Raw genomic sequence first — 20,768 nt, 5'->3', positions numbered from 1 at the left:
CGAGCGCCGGGAACGTCGGCGCCACGAACAGCGAGGCCGCTCCCGACCGGGTCGCGGGGTGCCGCCGGGCGATCTCCGCGGCGGCCGCGGCCCACTCCAGGGTCCGGGCGTGCGAGAAGTACGTCTTCAGCGACACCCCGATGGTGATCACGGTGCGAGGGTCTCCACGATGAGCGCGAACGACACCGCACCGGGGTCCGGTGTGCCGACGGCCTGCTCGGCGTGGGTGCGTGCGCGGCCCATCTTCGGCACGAGCGACGCGGTGGCGTCGGCGGCCTCGCGGGCGGCGCTGACGGCGTCGGCCCAGGCGTCCGCGAGCGACGCTCCAGCGTCGACCCGGGTGCGCAGCACCTCGTCGAACGGCACGAGCGCGTCGACCATGGTCTTGTCGCCGACGGTCGCGCCGAACGCGAGGACGGCCTCGGTGGCGGCGTGCACCGCGCTCTGGACCGTGGCGGCTGACGGACGCTCGTCGTCCCCGAGGACGCGACCCAGTGCCTCCAGGGCGGCTCCCCAGATCGCACCGGACGTGCCACCGGCCTTGTCGGACCACGCGTCTGCGGCGACCCGCAGGACGGAACCGACACCTGCGCCGGAGGTTACTGCGTGGCTGGCTGCGGCCGCTGCGGCGTGCGCGCCGCGCTGCATGCCGATGCCGTGGTCGCCGTCACCCGCGACGGCGTCGATGCGTCCGAGCTCGTCGGCGTGCTCGTCGAGGAGCGCGCGGACGGCGGCGAAGCCGGCCGCGGCCTGCTCGCCGACTGCGCGCGAGTCGTCGCTCGCCGCGCCGATGGCGACGCCCTCGGCGTCCGCCTCCACGGTGGAGGGATCGACACGCTCCTGTGGGACGGCACCGCCCTTGCGGTACGCGGGGGTGTCCGCGGGCGCTGCCCAGAGTTCCTCGAGTTCGGCGTCGAGCCAGAACAGGGTGAGCGAGACGCCGGCCATGTCGAAGCTCGTGACGAGTTCCCCGACCTCGGGCTCGACGATGACGACCCCGGCGTCGGCCAGCCGCTGCTGCACCGAGCGGTAGACGACGAAGAGCTCCTCGTACTTGACGCTGCCCAGCCCGTTGAGGATCGGGACGACGCGCGCGCCGTCGGGTGTCACGCTCTCCGGCAGCTCGTCGAGCAGTCGGGTCACCAGCAGCGACGCCAGGCCGTCCGCGGTGGGCACGTCGGTCTCGTCGATCCCGCGTTCGCCGTGGATGCCCATGCCGATGGCCATCCGCCCCTCGGGCACCGTGAACAGGGGTTCGTCGGCGCCGGGCAGCGAGCACCCGGAGAACGCGACACCGAACGACCGCGTGCGGTCGTTGGCGCGCTCGGCGACGGCCGTGACCTCGTCGAGGCTGCGGCCCTGCTCGGCGGCGGCACCGGCGACCTTGAAGACGCAGAGGTCGCCTGCGATGCCACGCCGTTCCTGCGGGCGGTCCGCGGGCGCACTCACCACGTCGTCGGTGACCCGGACCGTGCGGACCGGGATGCCGTCGGCCTCGAGTGTGCGGGCCGCGGCGTCGAAGTTCAGGACGTCACCGGCGTAGTTGCCGTAGCTCAGCAGCACGCCGCCGCCGTGCTCGGCGGCCCGTGCGACCCCGGCCACCTGCTGGGCGCTGGGACTGGCGAACAGGTTGCCCATCGCGGCACCGGCTGCCAGGCCCGGCCCGACGAGGCCACCGAACGCCGGGTAGTGGCCGGAGCCGCCACCGATCACCACGGCGACCGTGCCCTCGGGGCTGGTGGTGGCGCGGGCGACGCCGCCGTGCACCTTCCGCACCCATCGTCCGTTCGCGGCGACGAAGCCGTCGGTCGCCTCGTCGGCGAAGTCCGCCGGGTCGTTGAACAGTCTGGTCACGCGTTCGTCTCCTTCGACGTCGTGGTGCGGACATGCGAGGTGTCGAGGAGATCATCCGCCTTCGACCCCCGGAAGAACTTCGTGCAGAAGATCATCACGGCCGCGACGAACGCCAGGACCCCGAGCGAGACGATCCCGAACGCACCGCTGTCGGTCGGCACCACCTCGTTGATCGCCGTGCGCATGATCGGGGCGACGAACCCGCCGAGGTTGCCGAGCGAGTTGATCAGGCCGATGCCCGCCGCGGCGGCTGCCCCGGTGAGGAACGCCGTCGGGTACGCCCACGTGATCGGGCCGACGGCCAGGAAGCTCGCGACCGCCAGCGTGATGAAGACGATGCCCAGGATCGGTTGCCCGTTCGCACCGGCCCACGCCGACCCGAGGATCGACAGCCCGGTCGTGATGTAGAACATGGTGCCCCAGCGACGGCGGCGACCGACCGAGTCCGCCTTCGAGCCGACCAGGTAGCAGGCGACGAGTCCGACGAGCCACGGGATCGCGGTCACCAGGCCGACCTGCCACCCGACGTCCTGCCCGAGCAGCGAGGAGACCTGCTGCGGCAGGTAGAACGTCGTGCCGTACACGGCGACCTGCAGGCAGAAGTAGATGATCGTGAAGTACCAGACGCGGCCGCTCGCCATGGCCTTCCAGATGCCGGTCGGACCGTCCGCGCTGCGGGCGGTGTCCTCGCGCGCCATCGCCGCCGTGAGCGACTGCTTCTCGCCCGGCTCGAGCCACTTCGCCTGCTGCGGACTGTTCGTCAGGAACACCAGGGCCGCGATGCCGGCGAGCACCGCGAGGATCCCCTCGCCGAAGAACATGACCTGCCACCCGTGGAACGGGGTCGCCTGGTCGCCGAAGCTCAGCAGTCCGCCGGACAACGGGGCGCCGATCATCTGCGAGAACGGCTGCGCCAGGTAGAAGATCGCGAACATCCGCACGCGCACCTTGTTCGGGAACCACTCCGACAGGTACATGATCACGCCGGGGAACAGCCCGGCCTCGGTCACACCGAGGATGAAGCGCAGGACGATGAACATCGTGTCGTTCGTCGTGAAGGCGAACAGCGCGGCGACGATGCCCCACGTGACCGCGATGCGGGCGAGCCAGAACCGGGCGCCGAAGCGCTTGAGCAGCAGGTTCGACGGGATCTCGAAGATCGCGTAGCCGATGAAGAAGATGCCGGCGCCGAGCGCGAAGGCCGCGTCGGAGATGCCGCGGTCGACGCTCAGGGCCTCTTCGGCGAACCCGACGTTGGTGCGGTCGAGGAACGCGACGAAGTACAGGATGACGAGCATCGGCATGAGGTGCTTCGTCGCCTTGCCGATGGCGGACTTGAGGCCGGGGTCGTTCGTCGACCCGAGCGCGGGGGCAGGGGGAAGTGACACGGGTTCGCTCCTTTGCGAGCACGGTGCGGTTTCGGGGCGTCCGACGGTCGGTCGGCCGGTCGGACGGGAGGCACGGATCGCGTCGCGCGGACGGCGCGCGATCCGTGGCCGGTCGGCTCTAGTGCATGTACAGGCCGCCGTCGACGTTCAGCGTCTGGCCGGTGACGAACCCGGCGTCCTCGCTGATCAGGTACGCGATGGCCGCGGCGATGTCCCGCGGTGTGCCGATGCGCGGCAGCACGCCGTCCGCTGCCATCTCGGTCTTGCGCTCCTCGGTCAGGGTGCCGCCCATGATGTCGGTGTCGATCGGGCCGGGGGCGATCGCGTTGACGGTGACGCCGAGCGGGCCGAGCTCGCGGGCCAGGCCACGGGTCAGGCCGATCACGCCGGCCTTCGCCACCGTGTACGGGGTCTTACTGAAGGTGCCGCCACCGCGCTGGGCGGAGACCGACGAGAGGTTCACGATGCGGCCGTAGCCGTGCTGCACCATCGACTCCGCTGCCCGCAGGCTGGCGAAGTGCACGCCGTCGAGGTTGATCGACAGCACGCGGTGCCACTCCCCCTCGGGCAGGTCGAGGTAGGCGTGCGCGGACGAGACGCCGGCCAGGTTGACGAGGGCGACGACGGGGTCGAGTTCGGCCTCGATCGTGTCGAACGCCGCCCGGACCGCGGTCTCGTCGGCGACGTTCGCGCCGACGCCGACCGCACGGACTCCGTGCTGCTCGCGGATCTCGGTGGCGACCTGTTCGCTGGCGGTCTGGTCGAGGTCGATGATGCCGATGTCCCAGCCGGCCTCGGCCAGGTGGTGGGCGGTGGCGCGACCGATGCCGCGCGGTGATGCCGCTCCGGTGAGGACGACGGTGCGGTCCTGGTTCTGCGTGTTCGTGTTCGTGTTCATGCTCGTCCCCCTCAGTGGATCGGGGCCGGGCCGAGGTCGTCGAGCAGCTTCTGCATCGCGACGTAGGCCTTGTTGCGGTAGGCGACGAGCTCCGGCGTCCGCTCGGCCGGCACCTCGAGGTACCCGGCGCCGGACTTCGTGCCGAGCTCGCCCGCGTCGACGTGCTGCTGCAGCGACGGCGGGGTGGCGAAGCGCTCGGGCCAGCGGGTCTGCAGCGACTCGAAGCAGAACGCGTAGACGTCGAGCCCGGCCATGTCGGCGATCGCGAACGGGCCGAAGAACGGCAGGCGGAACCCGAACGTGGTCCGCACGATGGTGTCGATGTCGTCGGGGGTGGCGATGCCCTCGTCGGCGATCTTCGTGGCTTCCTCGAACAACGCGTACTGCAGGCGGTTCAGCACGAACCCGGTCGAGTCCTTCACCCGCGCCGACTGCTTGCCGGTCGCAGCGACGACGGTCTCGCCGACCGCGATCGCGTGCTCGTTCGTGGTCGGGTGCGGGATGAGCTCGACGCCGGGGATGAACGGGGCCGGGTTCGAGAAGTGCACACCGAGGAACCGCTCTGGGCCCACGACCGCCTCGGCCAGCGACTCGATCAGGATCGTCGAGGTGTTCGAGCCGATGATCGCGTCGGGGCGGGCGGCTTCGCTGATGCGGCGGAGGGTCGCGTGCTTGATCTCGATCTTCTCGGGGACGGCCTCCTCGATGAAGTCGGCCGCGGCGACCGCTTCCTCGATGGAGGCGGCGGCGGTGAGGTGGGCGTCGACGCGCGCCACGGCGTCCGCGGGGAACAGGCCGTCCGCGACGAACTGCTCGGTCTCTGCGATGAGCCGGGCGCGGTTGGACGCGGCGATCTCGGCCGAGACGTCGGCGATCCGGACGGTGTGGCCGGCGAGGGCGAGGACCTGGGCGATCCCGCCGCCCATGTAGCCGGATCCGACGACGGCGATGTCGAGGGTGCTCATCGGGTTGCTCCTTCGGTGCTGGTTGCTGCAGTCGGGGTCGCCGTCGCGTCGAGCTTCGTCGTCGCGAGCACCGATCGGATGTACTGCTGGTTCGTGGCGCAGACGCCGAGGCTGTCCCCGCCGTACTGCTCGGTCATGACGATCCCGCGGAACCCGTCGGCGACGGCGTCGCGCAGGACCTGGCGGTAGTTGATGAGGCCCGTCTCCATGGTGCTCGGCGCGCTCGTCGCCCAGCTACCGTCGCCGGCCTCGTCACGCGTGTAGTTCTTCACGTGCAGGTAGTTCGTGTGCGGCATGGTCTTCGCGAAGAGCTCCCGCCAGTCCTCGATCGGCCGGTGCAGGCGGATGAGGTTCGCGACGTCCGCGTTCAGGCCGACGTTGTCGAGCCCGATGTCCTCGACCAGGCGCACGGCGCTGTCGGCGGTGCCGAGGTAGGTGTCCTCGTACAGTTCGAGGGCCATCGGCAGTCCGACGCTCGCAGCGTGCTCGCCGAGCTCCCGCAGGCGCTTGACCGCCGCGTTCCAGACCTCGGGGTCCTCCGGGTCCTTCGGGCCCTGCGCGGTCCAGAACCACAGCGCGCGTTTCTGGGCCTCGGTGAACGGCTGGTGCAGCCCCGTCGAGAACACCTGCATGCCCCACTCGGCCGCCGCGTCGATGGTGCGGTGGGCGTAGGCGAGGTTGTCCTCCTCGTGCCCGGGCTGGATGACGCTCTTGCGCTGCAGGTGCACGGACGGGATCCCGATGCCGTGCGCCTTCGCGACGGCGAACAGTTCATCGCGACGGGAACGCTCGAGGTCGGCGGGGCGAATGTGGCTGTCGGCGAGTTCGGCGAGCGAGAACCCGGCGGCTGCGATCTGGGCGAACACGTCGTCCCACACCTCGGCCGGGGCATCGTGGAACGCGGCGCCGTCGCGCATGACCTGGGCGAAGCCGTGCAGACAGGCGGCGATCGGCCAGGTGTCCGACGTCCAGGTGGTGGGGTCCCAATCCTGGTCGACCCAGTCCTGCGGTGTGCTCACGGAATGCTCCTTCGCATGTCGGGGTTCGGCGGTGAACCTCTTTCCTATAGGAAAGATACTCGCACCTCGACAGAGCGCAACCCCTGTGGGATCAGCTCGTGTGCGAAGCGTCCGCGCGCGACCGGAGCCGGACGGCGTCGATGTGGTGCCGCATCGCCGCCACTGCTTCGGTCGGCCCGACCGCGAGGGCATCGACGACCGCTCGGTGCTCGTGCACGGCGCGGTCGGTGTCGTCCCCGCCACCCTCGACGATCTGCCGCATCCGGTGCACCCGCGTCGTGATGATCTCGGACATCTCCTCGAGGAACGGGTTGCGCGTCGCGTCGAAGATCAGCTGGTGGAACTGCCAGTCGCTCCGGAAGAACCGGGCCATCAGCTCTTCCGGGGCGTCCGCAGCACCGACCGCCGCGACCTCGTCGGCCACCGCAGCCTGCTCGTCGAGCGCCGTGCCGAGCCGCTCCCGCAGGGCGTCGACGTCCCCGCGGGCGGCGAGCTCGACGGCGCCGCTCTCCACGATGAGCCGGGCGTCGAACAGTGCCTCGAGTTGGTCGCCGGCCAGGGGTGGAGAGACCCGGTAGCCCTTGTTCGCCTCTCGGGTGACGAGGCCGGTGCGTTCGAGCTGCACGAGGGCTTCGCGCACCGGCGTCGGGGAGACGCCGAGGGTTCGGGCGAGCCCGTCGATCGACAGCCGCATGCCGGGTTCGACGTCGTGGCCCATCAGGACCTCGAGCACCCGGTCGTAGACGCGGTCACGCAGGCCGAGCTGCGCGATGCGTTCGGTCCCGAAGCCGGGCATGGTCGTGGACATGGGTCGATCCTAGAGAATCCACGAATCCCGACGCCGTTGCTCCGCTCAGTACAGCGCGGCGATCCCCCGTGCATCGCCGAGCCCGAGCGTCCGCTGCGCCGTGTCGCACACCGTGGATGACGGCTTCATCACGAGCCCCGACTTCTGCGCCGTGTGCCCGAGACCGTACGAGTGCTCCCACTCGTGCGTCGCGATGCCACGCAGGTCGAACCGGTTGTCCGAGCACGTGCTGGTCGATGCCCACCGGTGGCTCGTCGAGTACCGCTGGTCGGTCTCGAAGGCGACCCCGCCCGTGAAGGACCAGATGCACGTCAGCGCCAGGGTCTTCGACGGCAGCTTGCCCCACCCGACGACGCTCGTCCGGTTCGAGGTCCCGCAGCCACCATCGGCGGTGACCGCAGCCTGCTGTGTCGCGGTGCCGAGGTACTCCTGCGCCGCCGTCGACTGGACCGTCTCACCGCACGCCGTGATCGTGCCGGTCCAGGCCTCGGCACCGCGCTGGATCGCTGCGACGTTCGACACTCTGGCCCCGGTCGGGTTGTACCGCCACCGGACCGTGGACTCCCAGTGCGCGCCGGTCAGCACGTACGCCTTGCTCCCACAGCTCGCGGACGTCGTGGCGACGCTGTGCGAGACGGTGCCACGGATCGTCGCTCCGAGCGTTCGGCGCTGCTGGGCTGCGTGTTCCTGCCGGACGGCGGTGGGTGATCCGGCCCACACCTCGTCGACCTGCACCGCGATGCCCGCGGCACCTCGGTTCGCGATCACCACGTCACCGGGGTCGGTGGCCCCTTCGGCGACCGGGGCAGCGGTGAGCGTGACGCCGGCGGCGGGCACCGCGAAGGTCCGGCCGTCCTCGAGCGCGACCACGCCGGAGTCGACGCGGCACCCAGAGGCGAGATCGTGGACCGAGATGCGGTCCCCTCGGCAGCTGGGCGCTCCCGCGATGCCCGGTGCGGCGACGACCGCCGTCAGGGCGAGCCCGAGTGCGACCGCGGCTGCGGCCTTCGACGACGTGCGCACTGCGCCCTCCTTGATCACACCGCACCCGAACCACGGTGGCGGACGGCTGCATCAGTGTCCGAGGGAGCGGAAGAGTCGACAAGCCCCCAGAACGGCCGCGGTGCGCAGAGCGGACCGGGTAACGTGCCGCCATGCAGTGGGGCGACACCGGACTCGACGACCACCAGATCGCATTCGTGCTCCGCACGCTCCCTGATGCCGTCCTCGTGGCGGACGACTCGTGGGGCCTGCTCGACACGAGGGTCCTGCACGTCGTCGACGGCGACGTCGGCTACACCGTGAAGGCCTCGGGCCAGGACAACACCCACTTTCCCCGCGAACTCGACGCGCACCGGACCGTGACCGACGACCTGTGCGCCGCCGGGGACACCGGTGCCCTCGTGGCCGCGGACGAACAGCACCGGGTCCTGATCCTCGAGCGCGTCCCCGGTCACCTCGCCCTCGGGACCCCGGACGAGTACGCCCCTGACGTCCACCGGCAGGCCGGCGCAGTCCTCCGGCGTCTGCACGACCACGGCACCCGGCACGACCCGACGTTCCTGCTGCACGAACAGGCGAAGGCCTTCCGTGCCCTCGATACCCCGCACCGGATCTCGTCCGACGTCGTCGCCCGGACCCGCGCGGCGCTCGAGATCCTCCCCGCCGACCACCCGGACGAGCCCTTGGTCCCGACCCACGGCGACTTCCACCCGCGCAACTGGATCGTCGACGACGAAGGCGACCGCCACGGACGGCTCCGCGTCATCGACTTCGGCCGCTTCGGCTGGCGCCCGGCATCGTTCGACCTCACCCGCCTCGCGGTGCTGCACTGGCAGGACGATCCGGCCCTCCAAGCGGCGTTCTTCGACGGCTACGGCGACGATCCGCGCGAGTCGGACGCCTGGCGCTGGCTGCAACTCCGCGAAGCAGTGGGCACCGCGACCTGGGCATACACCGTCGGCGACGAGGGCTTCGAGGCCCAGGGCCACGACATGCTGCGGCGTGCCCTCGCCGCCTTCTGACGGTCAGGAACGACGGCAGCTCACGGCACCCGCACGAACCGCGGCGCCCCACGGTCCCGCAGTCGGAAGCCGAGGTGCTGGTACAGCCCGATCGCCCCGGTGTTCCCGGCAGCCGCGTGCATGAGCGGCGTCTCACCGCGCTCCCGGATCCCGTGCGCGACGGCGAGCACCAGCCGCCGCCCGAACCCCTGGCCTCGGTACTCCGCATCGGTGCACACGGCGCTGATCTCGGTCCACCCCGGCGGGTGCAACCGCTCCCCCGCCATCGCGACGAGTCGCCCGTCGCGCCGGATGCCCAGGTACGTGCCGAGCTCGATGGTGCGCGGCAGGAACGGCCCCGGCTTCGTCCGCTCGACCAGTGCTGTCATCTCCGGCACGTCGTCGGGCGTCAGCACGACGGCCTCGTCGTCGGGGACCCCCTCGATGGCCTCACCGGTGAGCTGCACGCCGCCGGCGCCCTCGACCAGCTCCCACCCCGACGGCAGTACAGCAGCGGCACCGACGCCGAGCATCCCACCCGATCCGAGCAGCGCCCGGACGTCCTCCCAGTCCTGCGGCGTGGGCTGCGCGGGGACGCCCGTCCACACCGACACGTCGGTCTGGTACCGCACGACCTCGCCTCGGCGCTCGGCGAACCGCGCGTGGTGGCTGTTCAGCGCGGCCATCGCGGGGGCGTCGAGCACCCGCGTCGGCGTACCGTCGTCGGCGATGGTCAGGTCGAGCGTCCGGAGCGCCTCGCGGCGGGCATCGCCGCCGCGGAACCCGAGGTCCTCGATCCGCCGACGGTCGCCGTCCGCCCACCCGGCGGTGTCCGCGACGACCCCGGAGGCGTAGTTGTTCGTGGCGCGTTGGACGACCTGCTCGACGTCCGCTGCCGAGGTCACGAGGACTTCTCCCGGTCGGGGCAGCGCGGTCGAGGTCGGCGCAGTCGTCGTCATCCCATCATTCTCCGCCCGCGGCGAGCGCCGCCACCGCATCATTGCACCCCGTGACGGCGCGGTGCGAGGTTGTTCACCTGGTGCGAGGAAACAACCTCGCACCAGGCGTGGAACCTCGCACCAGCGAGAACCCCGGCGCGCACCCCGCGACGCAGCGCCTCACGCCAAGCGCGACGCCACGAACTCCACCATCCGCCGCACCAGCAGCGCCCGCGACGACGCCCGTCGGTACTCGTGCCCCTCACCCTCGAGCTCCAGGTACTCGACGTCGTGCGACCGCTCCCGCAGCGCCGCGACCACCTGGTGCGCCTCGCCGATGGGGACGTTCGTGTCGAGCTCGCCGTGCACGACGAGCAACGGCGCCGTGACGTCGTCGATCGCCCGCATCGGCGACAGGGCCGCGAGCAGCGCTTCGTCGTCGACGGGGTGCCCGTACTTCGTCGCAGCGGCCGAGGCGATCCACGGTTCGGTGTCCCGGTAGAACGTCGCGAAGTCGCTCATCCCGCACACGGCGACACCTGCCGCGAACACGTCGGGCGTGAACGCCACCGACGCGAGGGTCGCGTACCCGCCGTAGGAGCGGCCCTCGACGGCCACCCGGGAGCGGTCGGCGTACCCGTTCGACACCAGGAACCGTGCGCAGTCCACGACGTCGGCGAGCGCGTTCCACCGCAGTCCCAGGTCGTCGGCGTGCACGAACTCGTGTCCGTACCCGGACGATCCTCGGATGTTCGGGGCGAGGACGGTCACGCCCGCTGCGGCGAGCGCCTGGTGCTGCGGCGAGAACGTGGGTCGTTCCTGCGACTCCGGTCCGCCGTGCAGGTGGACGAGCGCTGCGCGCGGGCCGGGAGGAACGTCCCGCGTCCCGTCATCGGCATCCGCCACCGACACGGCCGGCTCCACTGCCCGGTACAGCCAGCCGGTCAACTCCAGTCCGTCACGCGCGGCGAACCGCTCGAGCGTCGGCTCGACCAGCTGCACGTCCGGCAGCGCGGGGACGTCGGTGACCCGGCTCCAGGTGAGCGCGTTCGTGTCGAGCCGCCAGAGTTCCCGCGGTCGGGTGGGCCCTTCGACGGCGAGCAGCACGCTCCGGCCGTCGCGGCTCAGCACCGGGTCGGTGACGACGTACCCGGGCAGGTCCGGCACCGGGGTGCGCGAGGCGTCGTGGGTGTTGATGAGGTCGAGTTCGCTGCGCCCGTCGACGTTCCAGACGAGCAGCAGCGTGCGGCCGGCGTCGTCGGCGTCGAGGTACTCGAGCTCGGCGTCGGCGCGCTCGATGATCCGCCGGGGTGTACCGCGCCAGCCGTGGGGTCCGACGGGCTGGGCGACGAGTCCGCGGCGGGGCAGTCCGGCCTCGGTGGCGACGTAGGCGACGAGCGGGCTGGTCTCGCTCGCGGGCGAGGGCCGCAGGAACGCGATGTCAGCGGACCCGTCGGGGTCGTCGGCGAACAGGGCGTGGCTCTCGTCGGTCAGCCGGTCGACCACGACGACGAACTCCTGCCCACGCTGCCCGTCACTCAGCACGACGAGGCGTTCCTCCACCGAGAGGTCGAGGATGTGGATGAGTTCGCCGACGGCCAGGTCGTCGCGGTCGCCGGACACCGGGTCGACCAGGTACGAGCGGGCCGGCTGGTCGGCTTCGGTCGAGGGCAGCGTGATGACGACCCGGTGCCCACTGCGGCTCCACGGGCCGAGTTCGGCGTGCTGGTACCGCGAACCGGCGATCTGCGCGGCGTCGGTGCCGTCCGGCCGGACCACCCAGACCTGCTGCTTCACGCCGCCGTCGGTCGCGATCGCCACGGCGAGCCACTCCCGTCGGACGACCACGACACCCGGATCACGGGGTCGTCGGACAGCGCGATCCGGACCGGTTCGGGCAGTTCGCCGTCGACGACGACGTCCTGCACGAACACCTCGGGGGTGCCGTGCCGGTCGCTCACGAACGCCACGCGCCGGGCGTTCCGGGTCATGGTGGGGCCCCACGACCCCCAGGCGGCGGCGAGCCGCTCACCCAGGTCGGCCGCAGCCCTGGTCGTGACCGAGGGACGGACGTCGGCAGACGACGCGACGCTCGCCGCGCCTCCAGTCCGGAGGGAACCCACGTTCACCGCACCCCTGCTGCTGCAGCCACATCTCGATCAGGCCGAGCTGCCAGAGCGCGTTCGCGCCGATCTCGGTCCGCGTGCTGTTCGGGTCCTGGAGCATCCGCTCGACCGTACCCGGGTCGAACAGACCGCGCTCACGTGCCTCGGGCGCGTGCAGTGCCGCGCGCACCCGCTCCAGGTACGGGCCCTCGAGCTGCCGGATCGCGGGCACCGGGAACGACCCCTTGCTGCGGTCGATGACACTGTCGGGGACGATGCCGCGCGACGCTCGCTTCATGACGCCCTTGCCGCCGTCCGACAGCTTGAGCGCGGGCGGGATCGCGCCGGCCAGCTCGACGAACTCGTGGTCCAGGAACGGCACGCGCGCCTCGAGGCCCCACGCCATCGTCATGTTGTCGACGCGCTTCACGGGGTCGTCGACGAGCATCGTCATCGTGTCGCTGCGGAGCGCAGCGTCGACGCTCGTCTCCGCGCCCGGAGCCGCGAACGTGGCGTCCACGAACGCCGACGGGGTGTCGTCGTCACTCTTCCAGCGCTCCCCGAGCAGCTCCTGAAGCGCCGGCCAGCGGCGGTCCATGAACACGGAGCGGTAGGCCTCGGCCGCCTGGTCGCGGGGCACGTCGGCGAGTGGCGGGTACCAGTCGTAGCCGGCGAGCACCTCGTCGGCACCCTGGCCGGACTGCACGACCTTGACGTGCTGCGAGACCTCCTGCGACAGCAGGTAGAACGCGACGCAGTCGTGGCTGACCATCGGCTCGCTCATGGCGGCGACCGCACCGTCGATGCCGTCGAGCAGGCGCGTCGAGGGGATGTGGATGCGGTGGTGGTCGGTGCCGAAGTGCTCCGCGACCTGGTCCGAGTACTCGAACTCGTCGCCGGATTCACCGCCCGCGGCCTCGAAGCCGATGCTGAACGTCGCGAGGTCCTGCTGCCCGGCCTCGGCGAGCAGCCCGACGACCAGGGACGAGTCGATGCCGCCGGACAGCAGCACGCCCACGGGGACGTCGGCCACCATGCGGCGCTCGACCGCGGTGCGGAGCGACCCGATGAACGCCTGCTCCCAGTCGCGATCGGTCCAGTCGGCCTTGCCCGGGTCGCGTTCGAACCGCGGCTCCCAGTAGACGGTGTCGCGGGATGTGCCGTCGCGCTCGATCACCCGGACGGTGGCGGGCGGGAGCTTGCCGACGCCGGACAGGATCGTGCGGGGGCGGGCACGATCGAGTGGAAGCTCATGTAGGAGGCGAAGGCGACGGGGTCGATGGACGTGTCGATGCCGCTGCCGGAGCTGCCCGTTCCGCCGTCCCCCGCCAGGATCGCGGGCAGGGAGCTCGCGAACCGCAGCCCACCGCGGACCTCCGCGACGTACAACGGCTTGATGCCGAGCCGGTCCCGCGCGAGCACGAGTCGACCGCTGGCGTGCTCCCAGATCGCGATGGCGAACATGCCGATCAGGTGCTCGACGAAGGCCGTGCCCCACTCGGCGTAGGCGACGGCGATGACCTCGGTGTCCGACGTCGAGAAGAACTCGTGCCCCTTGCCGCGCAGCTCGTCGCGGAGCTGCTCGTAGTTGTAGACCATGCCGTTGTAGGCGATCGTCAGTCCGGCCCGGGGCAGCACCATCGGCTGCGCACCGGCGGTGGACAGGTCGACGATCGACAGCCGTCGGTGTCCGAGCGCGACCGGCCCGCGTGCCCACAGCCCGTCACCGTCGGGGCCGCGGTGCACCATGCACCCGGTCATCCGTGCCACTGCTCCGACGTCCGGGGCCGTGCCGTCGAACCGGATCTCGCCCGCGAGTCCACACATCAGCGCTCTCCTCGGCCGCCGCCGTCGCGGCGGATCCCACGATCCAGGTGTCCTTGGCGCCGCCGCCGCGCGACGAGTTCACGACCATGCTGCCCTCGGGCGCCACCCGTGTCAGCGCGACGTCGGCCAGGTGCGCGTCGTCCGCTCCGGTCCCGGTCAGGTAGACGAACGCGCGCAGGTCGACGTGCCGTGGGTCGAGGCCCGCCGGTCCGATGGTCGGGTGCGACGACAGCTGCACCACTTCCTGTCCGACCCAACCGGCTGGGTCGGCAGCGATCTCGCGCCGTCGTTCGGCGACCTCCGGGGCACTCGCGCTCGGCCCGATCAGGACCCCACGTCCGCCTTCGCCGTCGACCGGCTTCGTCACGAGTTCGCCGACCCGGTCGAGCACGGACAGCCGTTCGCCCTCGATGCTCGTGCGGTACGTCGGCACCGACTCGAGCAGCGGCTTCTCGTCCAGGTAGTACCAGATCAGGTCCGGCACGTTGACGTACATCGCCTTGTCGTCGACCAGGGCGTTGCCCGGGGCGTTCGACAGGTGGACGTGTCCGGCCTCGGCCACGTCGAGGACGCGGGCGCCCAGCTCCGGCGCGTGGTCAGCAGTCAGGGCCCGCACGTCGCGGTCGATCCGCAGGTACAGCCCGTCGAGCACGTCGCCGGTCGTCGCGTCGACCACGCGTCCGTCACGGACGTCCAGGTCGGACCCGGCCAGGAGGCGCAGCCCCGCTCCGTCGGCCAGCCTGCGGTGCTCGAACCACGCGCCGGCGGCGGGGCCGTCGCTGACGAGTGCGAGCACCGGGTCCGGGCTGCCGGTCACCGCGGTCGCGTTGGTGCGCAGGGTCTCGCGCAGGCGGTCGGTCACGCCGTGCGGGTCGCGCAACAGCGCCGGACGGGGCGCGTCGGGCACGACGGCGTCCATGAGCTCGCGGAGGGCGATGCCGTACGCCACCCCGGAGGGCGAGCGCACGTTGTCCTCGAGCACCCGCCAGCCGCCGAACTCGTTCCGCACCAGGTCGAAGCCGAGCACGGGTGCCCGCACCGCGTGACCGGGCAGGCGCGAGGCGTCGGGGTCCCAGCCGTTCGCCCCGACGAACTGGTGCTCGTCCATGACCCCGTCGGCCACGATCCGCCGCTCGCCGTACACGTCACGCAGGAACAGCTCGATCGCCCGTGCGCGCTGCCCGAGGCCGCGCTCCAGCTGCGACCACTCGTACGCGCTGATCGTCCGCGGCACCAGGTCGCACCCGAAGGCCTGCACGCCGCCGTCCACGACGAAGCCGACCTCGTGCTCGCGGGTCCAGGCGTCGCGCGCGGCGCAGTGCTCGTTCGTGGTGTCGGCGTCCCAGGCGGTGAAGTACGTCGCCAGGTCGCGGAACGCCGGACGGGGACGGGAACCGGGTCCCACCGCTTCGTCACCGGCGCGCACGCGGTAGCCGGGGACCGCGACCGCCGGGTCCTCGTCGCGGCCGGACGGGGTGCCGGCGGTGTCCTCGACCACCAGGGCGACGACGTCGTCGAGCTCCCCGCGCTCGGCGTACGCGGTGCGCTGTCGATCGGTGGAGTTGCCGCGGGCCAGGGTGTCCTCGAGCAGGTCCGTGACGGTGCCCCAGTCGCCGAGCTCCTCGAGTTCCGGACGCAGGCGGGACACCAGTTGCCGGACGGCGACCTCGGCGGGCAGGCGGTCCGGGTGCTGCCCGAGGCCGAGCAGTTCGCCGCTCAGCCCCGTGCGCGCCGCCTGCCACATCGCTGCACGGTGCAGGGGTTCGCTGCGGGGGTGCCACTCGGCGCCGGACTCGACGGCGATCTCGGCCTTCCGCACCGCGGCCCGGAACAGGCCGGCGATGAGCACCGCGTCGTCGACGATCGGGGTGGCGTCGCAGACCCGGAGTTCGAGTGTCGGAGCGTGCGAGGACGGCCGCACGTCGAAGTACGCCATCTTCTTGTCGGCGATCACCCCCGAGGCGATCAGGTCGTCGAGCACCTTGTCGTACTCGGCCGCGTTCGACACCCGCCCGAAGCTGCCGGCCGACGGCCACCGCTGCCAGATGATGCTGCGGAACGACGAGTAGCCGGTGTCCTGCCCGTTCCAGAACGGACTCGACGCGCTCAGGGCCAGCAGCACCGGCAGCACCGGCGCGACCCGCTGGGCGATCTGCACCGCCAGGTCGCGGTCGCTCACCCCGACGTGCACCTGCAGGCCGCAGATGAGCTGCTCGTCGACGAGCATCCGGTACTGCTCCTGCATCCGGCCGTAGCGTCCGCCGCTGGTCAGTTCGAAGTCGGCGTACTCGGACCGCGGCGCGGTGCCCACCGACGCGATGGTCACCCCGGCCGGGGCGATCGCGGCGCTGAGCTCTCGGCGCAGGTCGACGATCACCCGCCGCAGGTCGTCGAGGGTGCGCACCACGGGGGTGTTCGTCTCGATCGTCGTGCGCTGCAGTTCCGCGCCGAAGCGATCGGCGGGCAGCTTGGGCAGAAGGCGCGGGCCTTCGCGGAAAGTCGGCCGGACTCGAGGTCGATGAGGTGCAGCTCTTCCTCGGCGCCGAGCGTCAGCTCTGCACTCATGGCTGGAACCTACGCGCGGCGGCTGTGGTGCGCGCCGCGGCACACCGCCCGACTCGCGTCCGTAACACGGTCGTCGATCGAGCGTCACGAGCACTGGTGGAGCACGACGTCACCCCGTGCGAGGTTGCACACTCCGTGCCTGGTTACGAGCGCGCACCGAGTGGCCAACCTCGCACCAGCCGCGAACCGTCAGCCCCGCGTCCGCGCCAGCCGCCGGTTGAGCGCTCCGTTCAGCAGCGCCACGAGCAACCCCACCGCGAACACGAGCGTCCCGAAGCACAGCACCTGCGGCGGCATCCCGGCCTTCGCGGCTCCGTAGACGAACAGGGGGAACGTGACCGCGGGCCCGGCGACGAACGAGGTGATGACGTAGTCGTCGATCGACATCGCGAGCGCCAGCAGCCCGGCCGCGAGCATGCCCGGCGCGAGCAACGGCAGGGTCACGAGCCGGAAGGCCTGGAACGGCGTCGCCCCGAGGTCGCTCGCGGCCTCTTCGAGCACCCGCGACGTGCCGGAGATCCGGGCGCGGAGCACCACCACGACGTACGCGACGTCGAACGCCACGTGGGTGATGAGCACGGTCAGGAACCCGGTGCCGAGCCCCACCGACAGGAAGAACGACAGCGACGCCGAGCCGACCACGATCGAGGGCGCCGCGATGTCCGCGAACACGACGGCGTTCACGGCACCGCGGCCGGGGAACCGGTACCGCTCGAGCGCCAGGGCCAGCGGCAGCCCGATCGCGACCGAGATGATCGCGGCCAGGAACGCGACGACGACCGAGGTGACGAACGCGGCTCCGAGCCCGGACACGTTGACCAGGTTCGCGTACCAGTACGTCGTGAAGCCGTTCCACGCGAACGACAGCCGGTTCGTCGGGGCGTCGTTGAACGAGTACACGATCATGTAGACGATCGGCACGAGCGTGATCGCGATGGTGACCCAGTAGACGATCGCGAGCCACGGCCCGCGGCGGTTCACGCCGTGGCGGTGGACGACGGGCGACGAGGTGGTCACGGTGGACGGTCGAGACGGTGCGACGGCGGTCATACGAGGTCCTCGAGGTCGTCGGTGCCGGAGACGCGGGCGTAGATGAACAGGATGATGCCGAGCACGACCATGAGCACGGTCGACAGTGCCGCGGCGACGTTGTACTGCTGGTTGCCGGAGTAGGCGTCCTGGATCGCCTGGCCGATCGTGTACGTGTTCGTGCCGCCGAGCAGTGCCGAGTTCACCGGGTCGCCGACGCTGTCGATGAACACGAGCAGGACGCCGGCGAAGATGCCCGAGCGGGACAGCGGCAGCGTGGTGTGCCAGAAGGCCCGGAACTTGCCGGCGTACAGGTCGTTGGCGGCCTCGCCGAGCCGCGGGTCGATGCGTTCGAGCGCGGCGTAGATCGGCAGCACCATGAACGCCAGGTCGTTGTAGGCGTCGCCGAAGATCACCGCGCCGCCGGTGCCGAGGATGTGGAAGTCCTTGCCCGCCAGGCCGATCGCCTGCAGGAACGTGACGACCGGACCCTGCGACGCGAGCACGAACGCCCACATGTCGGTGCGGATGATGAACGACACCAGGAAGCTCACGAACACGAGCATGAGCAGCGGGTTCTTCCACCGCGGGGACACCCGGAAGGCGATGAAGTACGCCACCGGGTACCCGACGATGATGGTGGCGACCGTTGCCGCGGCGCCGTACCAGAGCGACCGGAGCAGGAACGTCAGGTAGGGCACCTGCGGGTCGATGAACAGGGAGCCGTAGATCCCCCAGTTCCACGTGAAGGTGTACCCGTCGTCCGGGTTGCCCGACATGAGCGAGACGATGAGCCCGGAAACGAGCGGGATGACGAAGAACACGCAGAGGTAGGCGGTCCCGACCAACGCGAGCAGGAAGGGCGTGCTGCGACGGCGCCCCCGACGGACCGGTGCCGGACCGGCGCCCGGTGTCGGTGCGGCTCCGGCCCCGGCGACCCCGACGGCGGTCACGACTGCACCACCGCGTTGAAGATGCCGTTCCACTCCGAGTACTCGTCGTAGTTCTCGAACACCCGGAACTCGTGCGACCGGTCGAGCACGTCGGAGTCCGGGAACACCAGCGGGCTGTCCGCCACCGTCGCGTCGTCGAGCTCGTCACGGACGTAGGCCTCGGCGCTGGGGACCGGGCAGACGTAGTTGACCCAGTCCTCGACGATGCCCGCGATCTTCGGCGTGTAGTAGAAGTCCATCCACTCGAGGGCGGCCACCGGGTTCGCCGCCTGCCGGGGGATCATGAGGTTGTCGTGCCACATCATCTGGCCCTCCTCCGGCGTGACGAACTTCAGGTCCTCGAACCCGGACTGCTGCGCCTGGAAGACGTCGCCGGACCAGGCCTGGGTGATCCAGGTGTCGCCGTTCTCGAGCTTGTTGATGTAGCTCTGGTCGTAGAAGCCGGTCACGCTCGGGCGCAGTTTCCGCAACCAGGCCTGCGCTTTCCGCCAGTCCGCCGGGGTCGACGTCTCCGGGGCGATGCCGTTCGCGAGCAGTCCGAGGGAACCGAGCTCGGTGTTGTCGCTCATCAGCCCGACGCGGCCCGCGAACGCCGGGTCGAGCAGGTCCTGGAACGACGTGATCTCGCGGTCGATGTACTTCGGGTTGTAGGCGATCCCGGTGAACCCGGTCTGCCAGACGACGGAGTGCTTGTTGCCGGGGTCGTACGTCGGGTCCTTCACCGAGTCACCCGCGTTCGCCGCGAAGTTCGGCAGCCGCGAGTGGTCGAGCTCGCACACGAAGCCGTTCTTGATCATCTGGGTCAACTCGAACCCGTTGGTCATCACGACCAGGTCGTAGCCGGTGGCACCCTGCGCCCGAAGGATCGGCGAGACGGTCGCGTAGAACGTCGCGTTGTCCTGGATCACCGCCTGGTAGTCGACGCTGATGCCGGTGGCCTTCTGGAACAGCGCGAGCGATTCGGACTTGCCGTGGTCGGAGTCGATGTAGAGCGGCCAGTTCGCGAAGTTCAGGGTCTTGGTCGCCTTCGCGTCCTTCCAGAACGCGGTCCAGTCGACGGCGTTCTCGGCGCCGGAGGCGGCTGAGCCCTTGATGCTGCAGCCCGTGAGCAGCGCCGCGAGCGCGGCGGCTCCTCCGCCGGCGAGCAGGCCGCGTCGGCTGACGCGCGCGGACGTCAGTCCGCGCAGCAGGTCCGGGCCGGGTCCCCCGCCGGTCACGCGAGCGATCCTGCCGTGGCGGGTGCGGACTGGAGGCCCGTGGCGGCGTGGGTGGTGACGGTCTGGTCGGACGCGGGGTGCGCCTCCAGACCGAAACCGTGGTCGACGCCCCACGTGAGCCAGACCTCGGTGCCGGTGGCGATCCGCGGTCCGCCCTTCGAGTTCTGCGCGAAGACCGAGACGCGGCCGGCACCGGGGACGTCCACCAGGTACTGGGTGCTGACCCCGGAGAACGAGACGTCGACCACGCGGCCGGGGCCGAGGATGTTGCGGCCGGCTTCGGGGGTGGGTTCCGAGGTGCGGATCTTGAGCTTCTCGGGACGGACGCCCACGACGACGCTGCCCGAGGTCCGGACGGCGCGGTCGGCCGGGACGGCGATGGTGCCCGCCGGGGTCGCGACCACGAGCAGCGGGCCGTCGGTGCCGCGGACCTCGCCCTCGAGCAGGTTCGACTGACCGAGGAAGTTCGCGACGAACGCGGTGCGGGGCAGTTCGTACAGGTCCTGGGGGCTGCCCATCTGCTCGATCCGGCCGCCGTTCATGACGGCGACCGTGTCGGCCATCGTCATCGCTTCTTCCTGGTCGTGCGTGACGTGCAGGAAGGTGAGCCCGACCTCGGCCTGGATCGTCTTGAGTTCGAGCTGCATCTGGTGGCGGAGCTTCAGGTCCAGCGCGCCGAGCGGCTCGTCGAGCAGCAGGAGTGCCGGCCGGTTGACGATCGCGCGGGCCAGGGCGACGCGTTGCTGCATGCCGCCGGACAGGGAGGCGGGGCGCTTGTCGGCCGAGGCGTCGAGCTCGACCAGGTGCAGGGCCTCGCGCGCCTTCGTCATCGGGTCCGGGATCCGTCGCCGCTTCAGGCCGAACGCGACGTTGTCGAGCACGCTCATGTGCGGGAACAGCGCGTAGTTCTGGAACACCGTGTTGACGGGCCGCTGGTAGGGCTTCGTGTCGGTGACGTCCTCGCCGCCGATCGTGATGGTGCCGCTCGTGGGCTCCTCGAGCCCGGCGACCAGTCGCAGGGTCGTGGTCTTGCCACAGCCGGAGGGGCCGAGCAGGGCGAAGAACGAGCCGGCCGGCACCGTCAGGTCCAGCGCGTCGACCGCGGTGTGCCCGGGGAACGACTTGGTGATCTGCTCGAGTCGGAGATCGGCTCCGGATTCGGCGAACGTGCCGGTCATTGCCATGGTGCCTCCTGCTGC

Annotated in this window: 18 protein-coding genes; 1 reads left to right on the top strand and 17 read right to left on the bottom strand. The window is 71.1% G+C overall.

Annotated elements, in window-relative coordinates:
- Positions 1–147 precede the first annotated feature (147 nt).
- From ACZZ0J_RS12905 to ACZZ0J_RS12875, 7 genes are all read right to left on the bottom strand, one after another.
- Positions 148–1,854, bottom strand: a complete 1,707-nt coding sequence (locus ACZZ0J_RS12905) for a dihydroxyacetone kinase family protein (RefSeq protein WP_463437221.1) — start codon at positions 1,852–1,854, stop codon at positions 148–150.
- Positions 1,851–3,242 carry an MFS transporter gene (locus tag ACZZ0J_RS12900; protein WP_123339283.1) on the bottom strand — a complete coding sequence of 464 codons (1,392 nt, stop codon included), beginning with the start codon at positions 3,240–3,242 and terminating at the stop codon, positions 1,851–1,853. Before ACZZ0J_RS12900 ends, ACZZ0J_RS12905 begins: the two co-directional genes overlap by 4 nt.
- A gap of 118 nt (positions 3,243–3,360) precedes the next feature.
- Positions 3,361–4,140 (bottom strand): SDR family NAD(P)-dependent oxidoreductase, encoded by a 780-nt coding sequence (locus ACZZ0J_RS12895; protein ID WP_463437220.1) that lies wholly within the window; start codon positions 4,138–4,140, stop codon positions 3,361–3,363.
- An 11-nt stretch (positions 4,141–4,151) separates the two neighbouring features.
- A complete protein-coding gene (locus ACZZ0J_RS12890; protein ID WP_463437219.1) occupies positions 4,152–5,105 on the bottom strand; it encodes a 3-hydroxyacyl-CoA dehydrogenase family protein in 954 nt (317 codons plus the stop codon).
- Positions 5,102–6,124, bottom strand: a complete 1,023-nt coding sequence (locus tag ACZZ0J_RS12885) for a sugar phosphate isomerase/epimerase family protein (RefSeq protein ID WP_463437218.1) — start codon at positions 6,122–6,124, stop codon at positions 5,102–5,104. The genes ACZZ0J_RS12890 and ACZZ0J_RS12885 overlap by 4 nt, the downstream gene beginning before the upstream one ends.
- A 91-nt stretch (positions 6,125–6,215) precedes the next feature.
- A complete protein-coding gene (locus ACZZ0J_RS12880) occupies positions 6,216–6,932 on the bottom strand; it encodes a GntR family transcriptional regulator (protein ID WP_463437217.1) in 717 nt (238 codons plus the stop codon).
- A gap of 45 nt (positions 6,933–6,977) precedes the next feature.
- On the bottom strand, positions 6,978–7,955 hold the full coding sequence (locus tag ACZZ0J_RS12875; RefSeq protein WP_463437216.1) for a matrixin family metalloprotease: 978 nt from the start codon (positions 7,953–7,955) through the stop codon (positions 6,978–6,980).
- A gap of 131 nt (positions 7,956–8,086) precedes the next feature.
- On the opposite strand from ACZZ0J_RS12875, the gene ACZZ0J_RS12870 reads away from it, so the two are divergent.
- On the top strand, positions 8,087–8,956 hold the full coding sequence (locus ACZZ0J_RS12870) for a phosphotransferase family protein (protein WP_463437215.1): 870 nt from the start codon (positions 8,087–8,089) through the stop codon (positions 8,954–8,956).
- 20 nt (positions 8,957–8,976) lie between these two features.
- On the opposite strand, the gene ACZZ0J_RS12865 is transcribed toward ACZZ0J_RS12870, so the two are convergent.
- The 10 genes from ACZZ0J_RS12865 to ACZZ0J_RS12820 all read right to left on the bottom strand — a co-directional run bounded on the left by ACZZ0J_RS12865 (position 8,977) and on the right by ACZZ0J_RS12820 (position 20,753).
- Complete coding sequence (locus ACZZ0J_RS12865; RefSeq protein WP_463437214.1) at positions 8,977–9,894, bottom strand: GNAT family N-acetyltransferase; 918 nt, start codon at positions 9,892–9,894, stop codon at positions 8,977–8,979.
- Positions 9,895–10,053: 159 nt separating this feature from the next.
- Positions 10,054–11,694 (bottom strand): alpha/beta hydrolase family protein, encoded by a 1,641-nt coding sequence (locus ACZZ0J_RS12860; RefSeq protein ID WP_463437213.1) that lies wholly within the window; start codon positions 11,692–11,694, stop codon positions 10,054–10,056.
- On the bottom strand, positions 11,667–11,864 hold the full coding sequence (locus tag ACZZ0J_RS12855; protein ID WP_463437212.1) for a hypothetical protein: 198 nt from the start codon (positions 11,862–11,864) through the stop codon (positions 11,667–11,669). Before ACZZ0J_RS12855 ends, ACZZ0J_RS12860 begins: the two co-directional genes overlap by 28 nt.
- A 37-nt stretch (positions 11,865–11,901) precedes the next feature.
- Positions 11,902–13,155, bottom strand: a complete 1,254-nt coding sequence (locus ACZZ0J_RS12850) for an N-acetylglutaminylglutamine amidotransferase (RefSeq protein ID WP_463437211.1) — start codon at positions 13,153–13,155, stop codon at positions 11,902–11,904.
- Positions 13,152–13,727 (bottom strand): hypothetical protein, encoded by a 576-nt coding sequence (locus tag ACZZ0J_RS12845; RefSeq protein ID WP_463437210.1) that lies wholly within the window; start codon positions 13,725–13,727, stop codon positions 13,152–13,154. Before ACZZ0J_RS12845 ends, ACZZ0J_RS12850 begins: the two co-directional genes overlap by 4 nt.
- Entirely contained in the window at positions 13,702–16,212 is a 2,511-nt protein-coding gene (locus tag ACZZ0J_RS12840; RefSeq protein ID WP_463437209.1) for a YbdK family carboxylate-amine ligase, read from the bottom strand. Before ACZZ0J_RS12840 ends, ACZZ0J_RS12845 begins: the two co-directional genes overlap by 26 nt.
- 347 nt (positions 16,213–16,559) lie before the next feature.
- Positions 16,560–17,420 (bottom strand): ABC transporter permease, encoded by an 861-nt coding sequence (locus ACZZ0J_RS12835; protein WP_123671284.1) that lies wholly within the window; start codon positions 17,418–17,420, stop codon positions 16,560–16,562.
- Positions 17,417–18,352 carry an ABC transporter permease gene (locus ACZZ0J_RS12830; RefSeq protein WP_463437208.1) on the bottom strand — a complete coding sequence of 312 codons (936 nt, stop codon included), beginning with the start codon at positions 18,350–18,352 and terminating at the stop codon, positions 17,417–17,419. Before ACZZ0J_RS12830 ends, ACZZ0J_RS12835 begins: the two co-directional genes overlap by 4 nt.
- The gene (locus ACZZ0J_RS12825; RefSeq protein ID WP_214546059.1) at positions 18,349–19,569 is read right to left on the bottom strand and encodes an ABC transporter substrate-binding protein; all 1,221 of its coding nucleotides are present in this window, start codon (positions 19,567–19,569) and stop codon (positions 18,349–18,351) included. Before ACZZ0J_RS12825 ends, ACZZ0J_RS12830 begins: the two co-directional genes overlap by 4 nt.
- Positions 19,566–20,753, bottom strand: a complete 1,188-nt coding sequence (locus ACZZ0J_RS12820; RefSeq protein ID WP_123292904.1) for an ABC transporter ATP-binding protein — start codon at positions 20,751–20,753, stop codon at positions 19,566–19,568. The genes ACZZ0J_RS12825 and ACZZ0J_RS12820 overlap by 4 nt, the downstream gene beginning before the upstream one ends.
- Positions 20,754–20,768 lie beyond the last annotated feature (15 nt).

Source organism: Curtobacterium sp. AC272 (genome assembly GCF_979258155.1).
The sequence above is the reverse complement of the archived record's forward strand: the minus strand, read 5'-3'. Positions and strand labels throughout refer to the sequence as shown.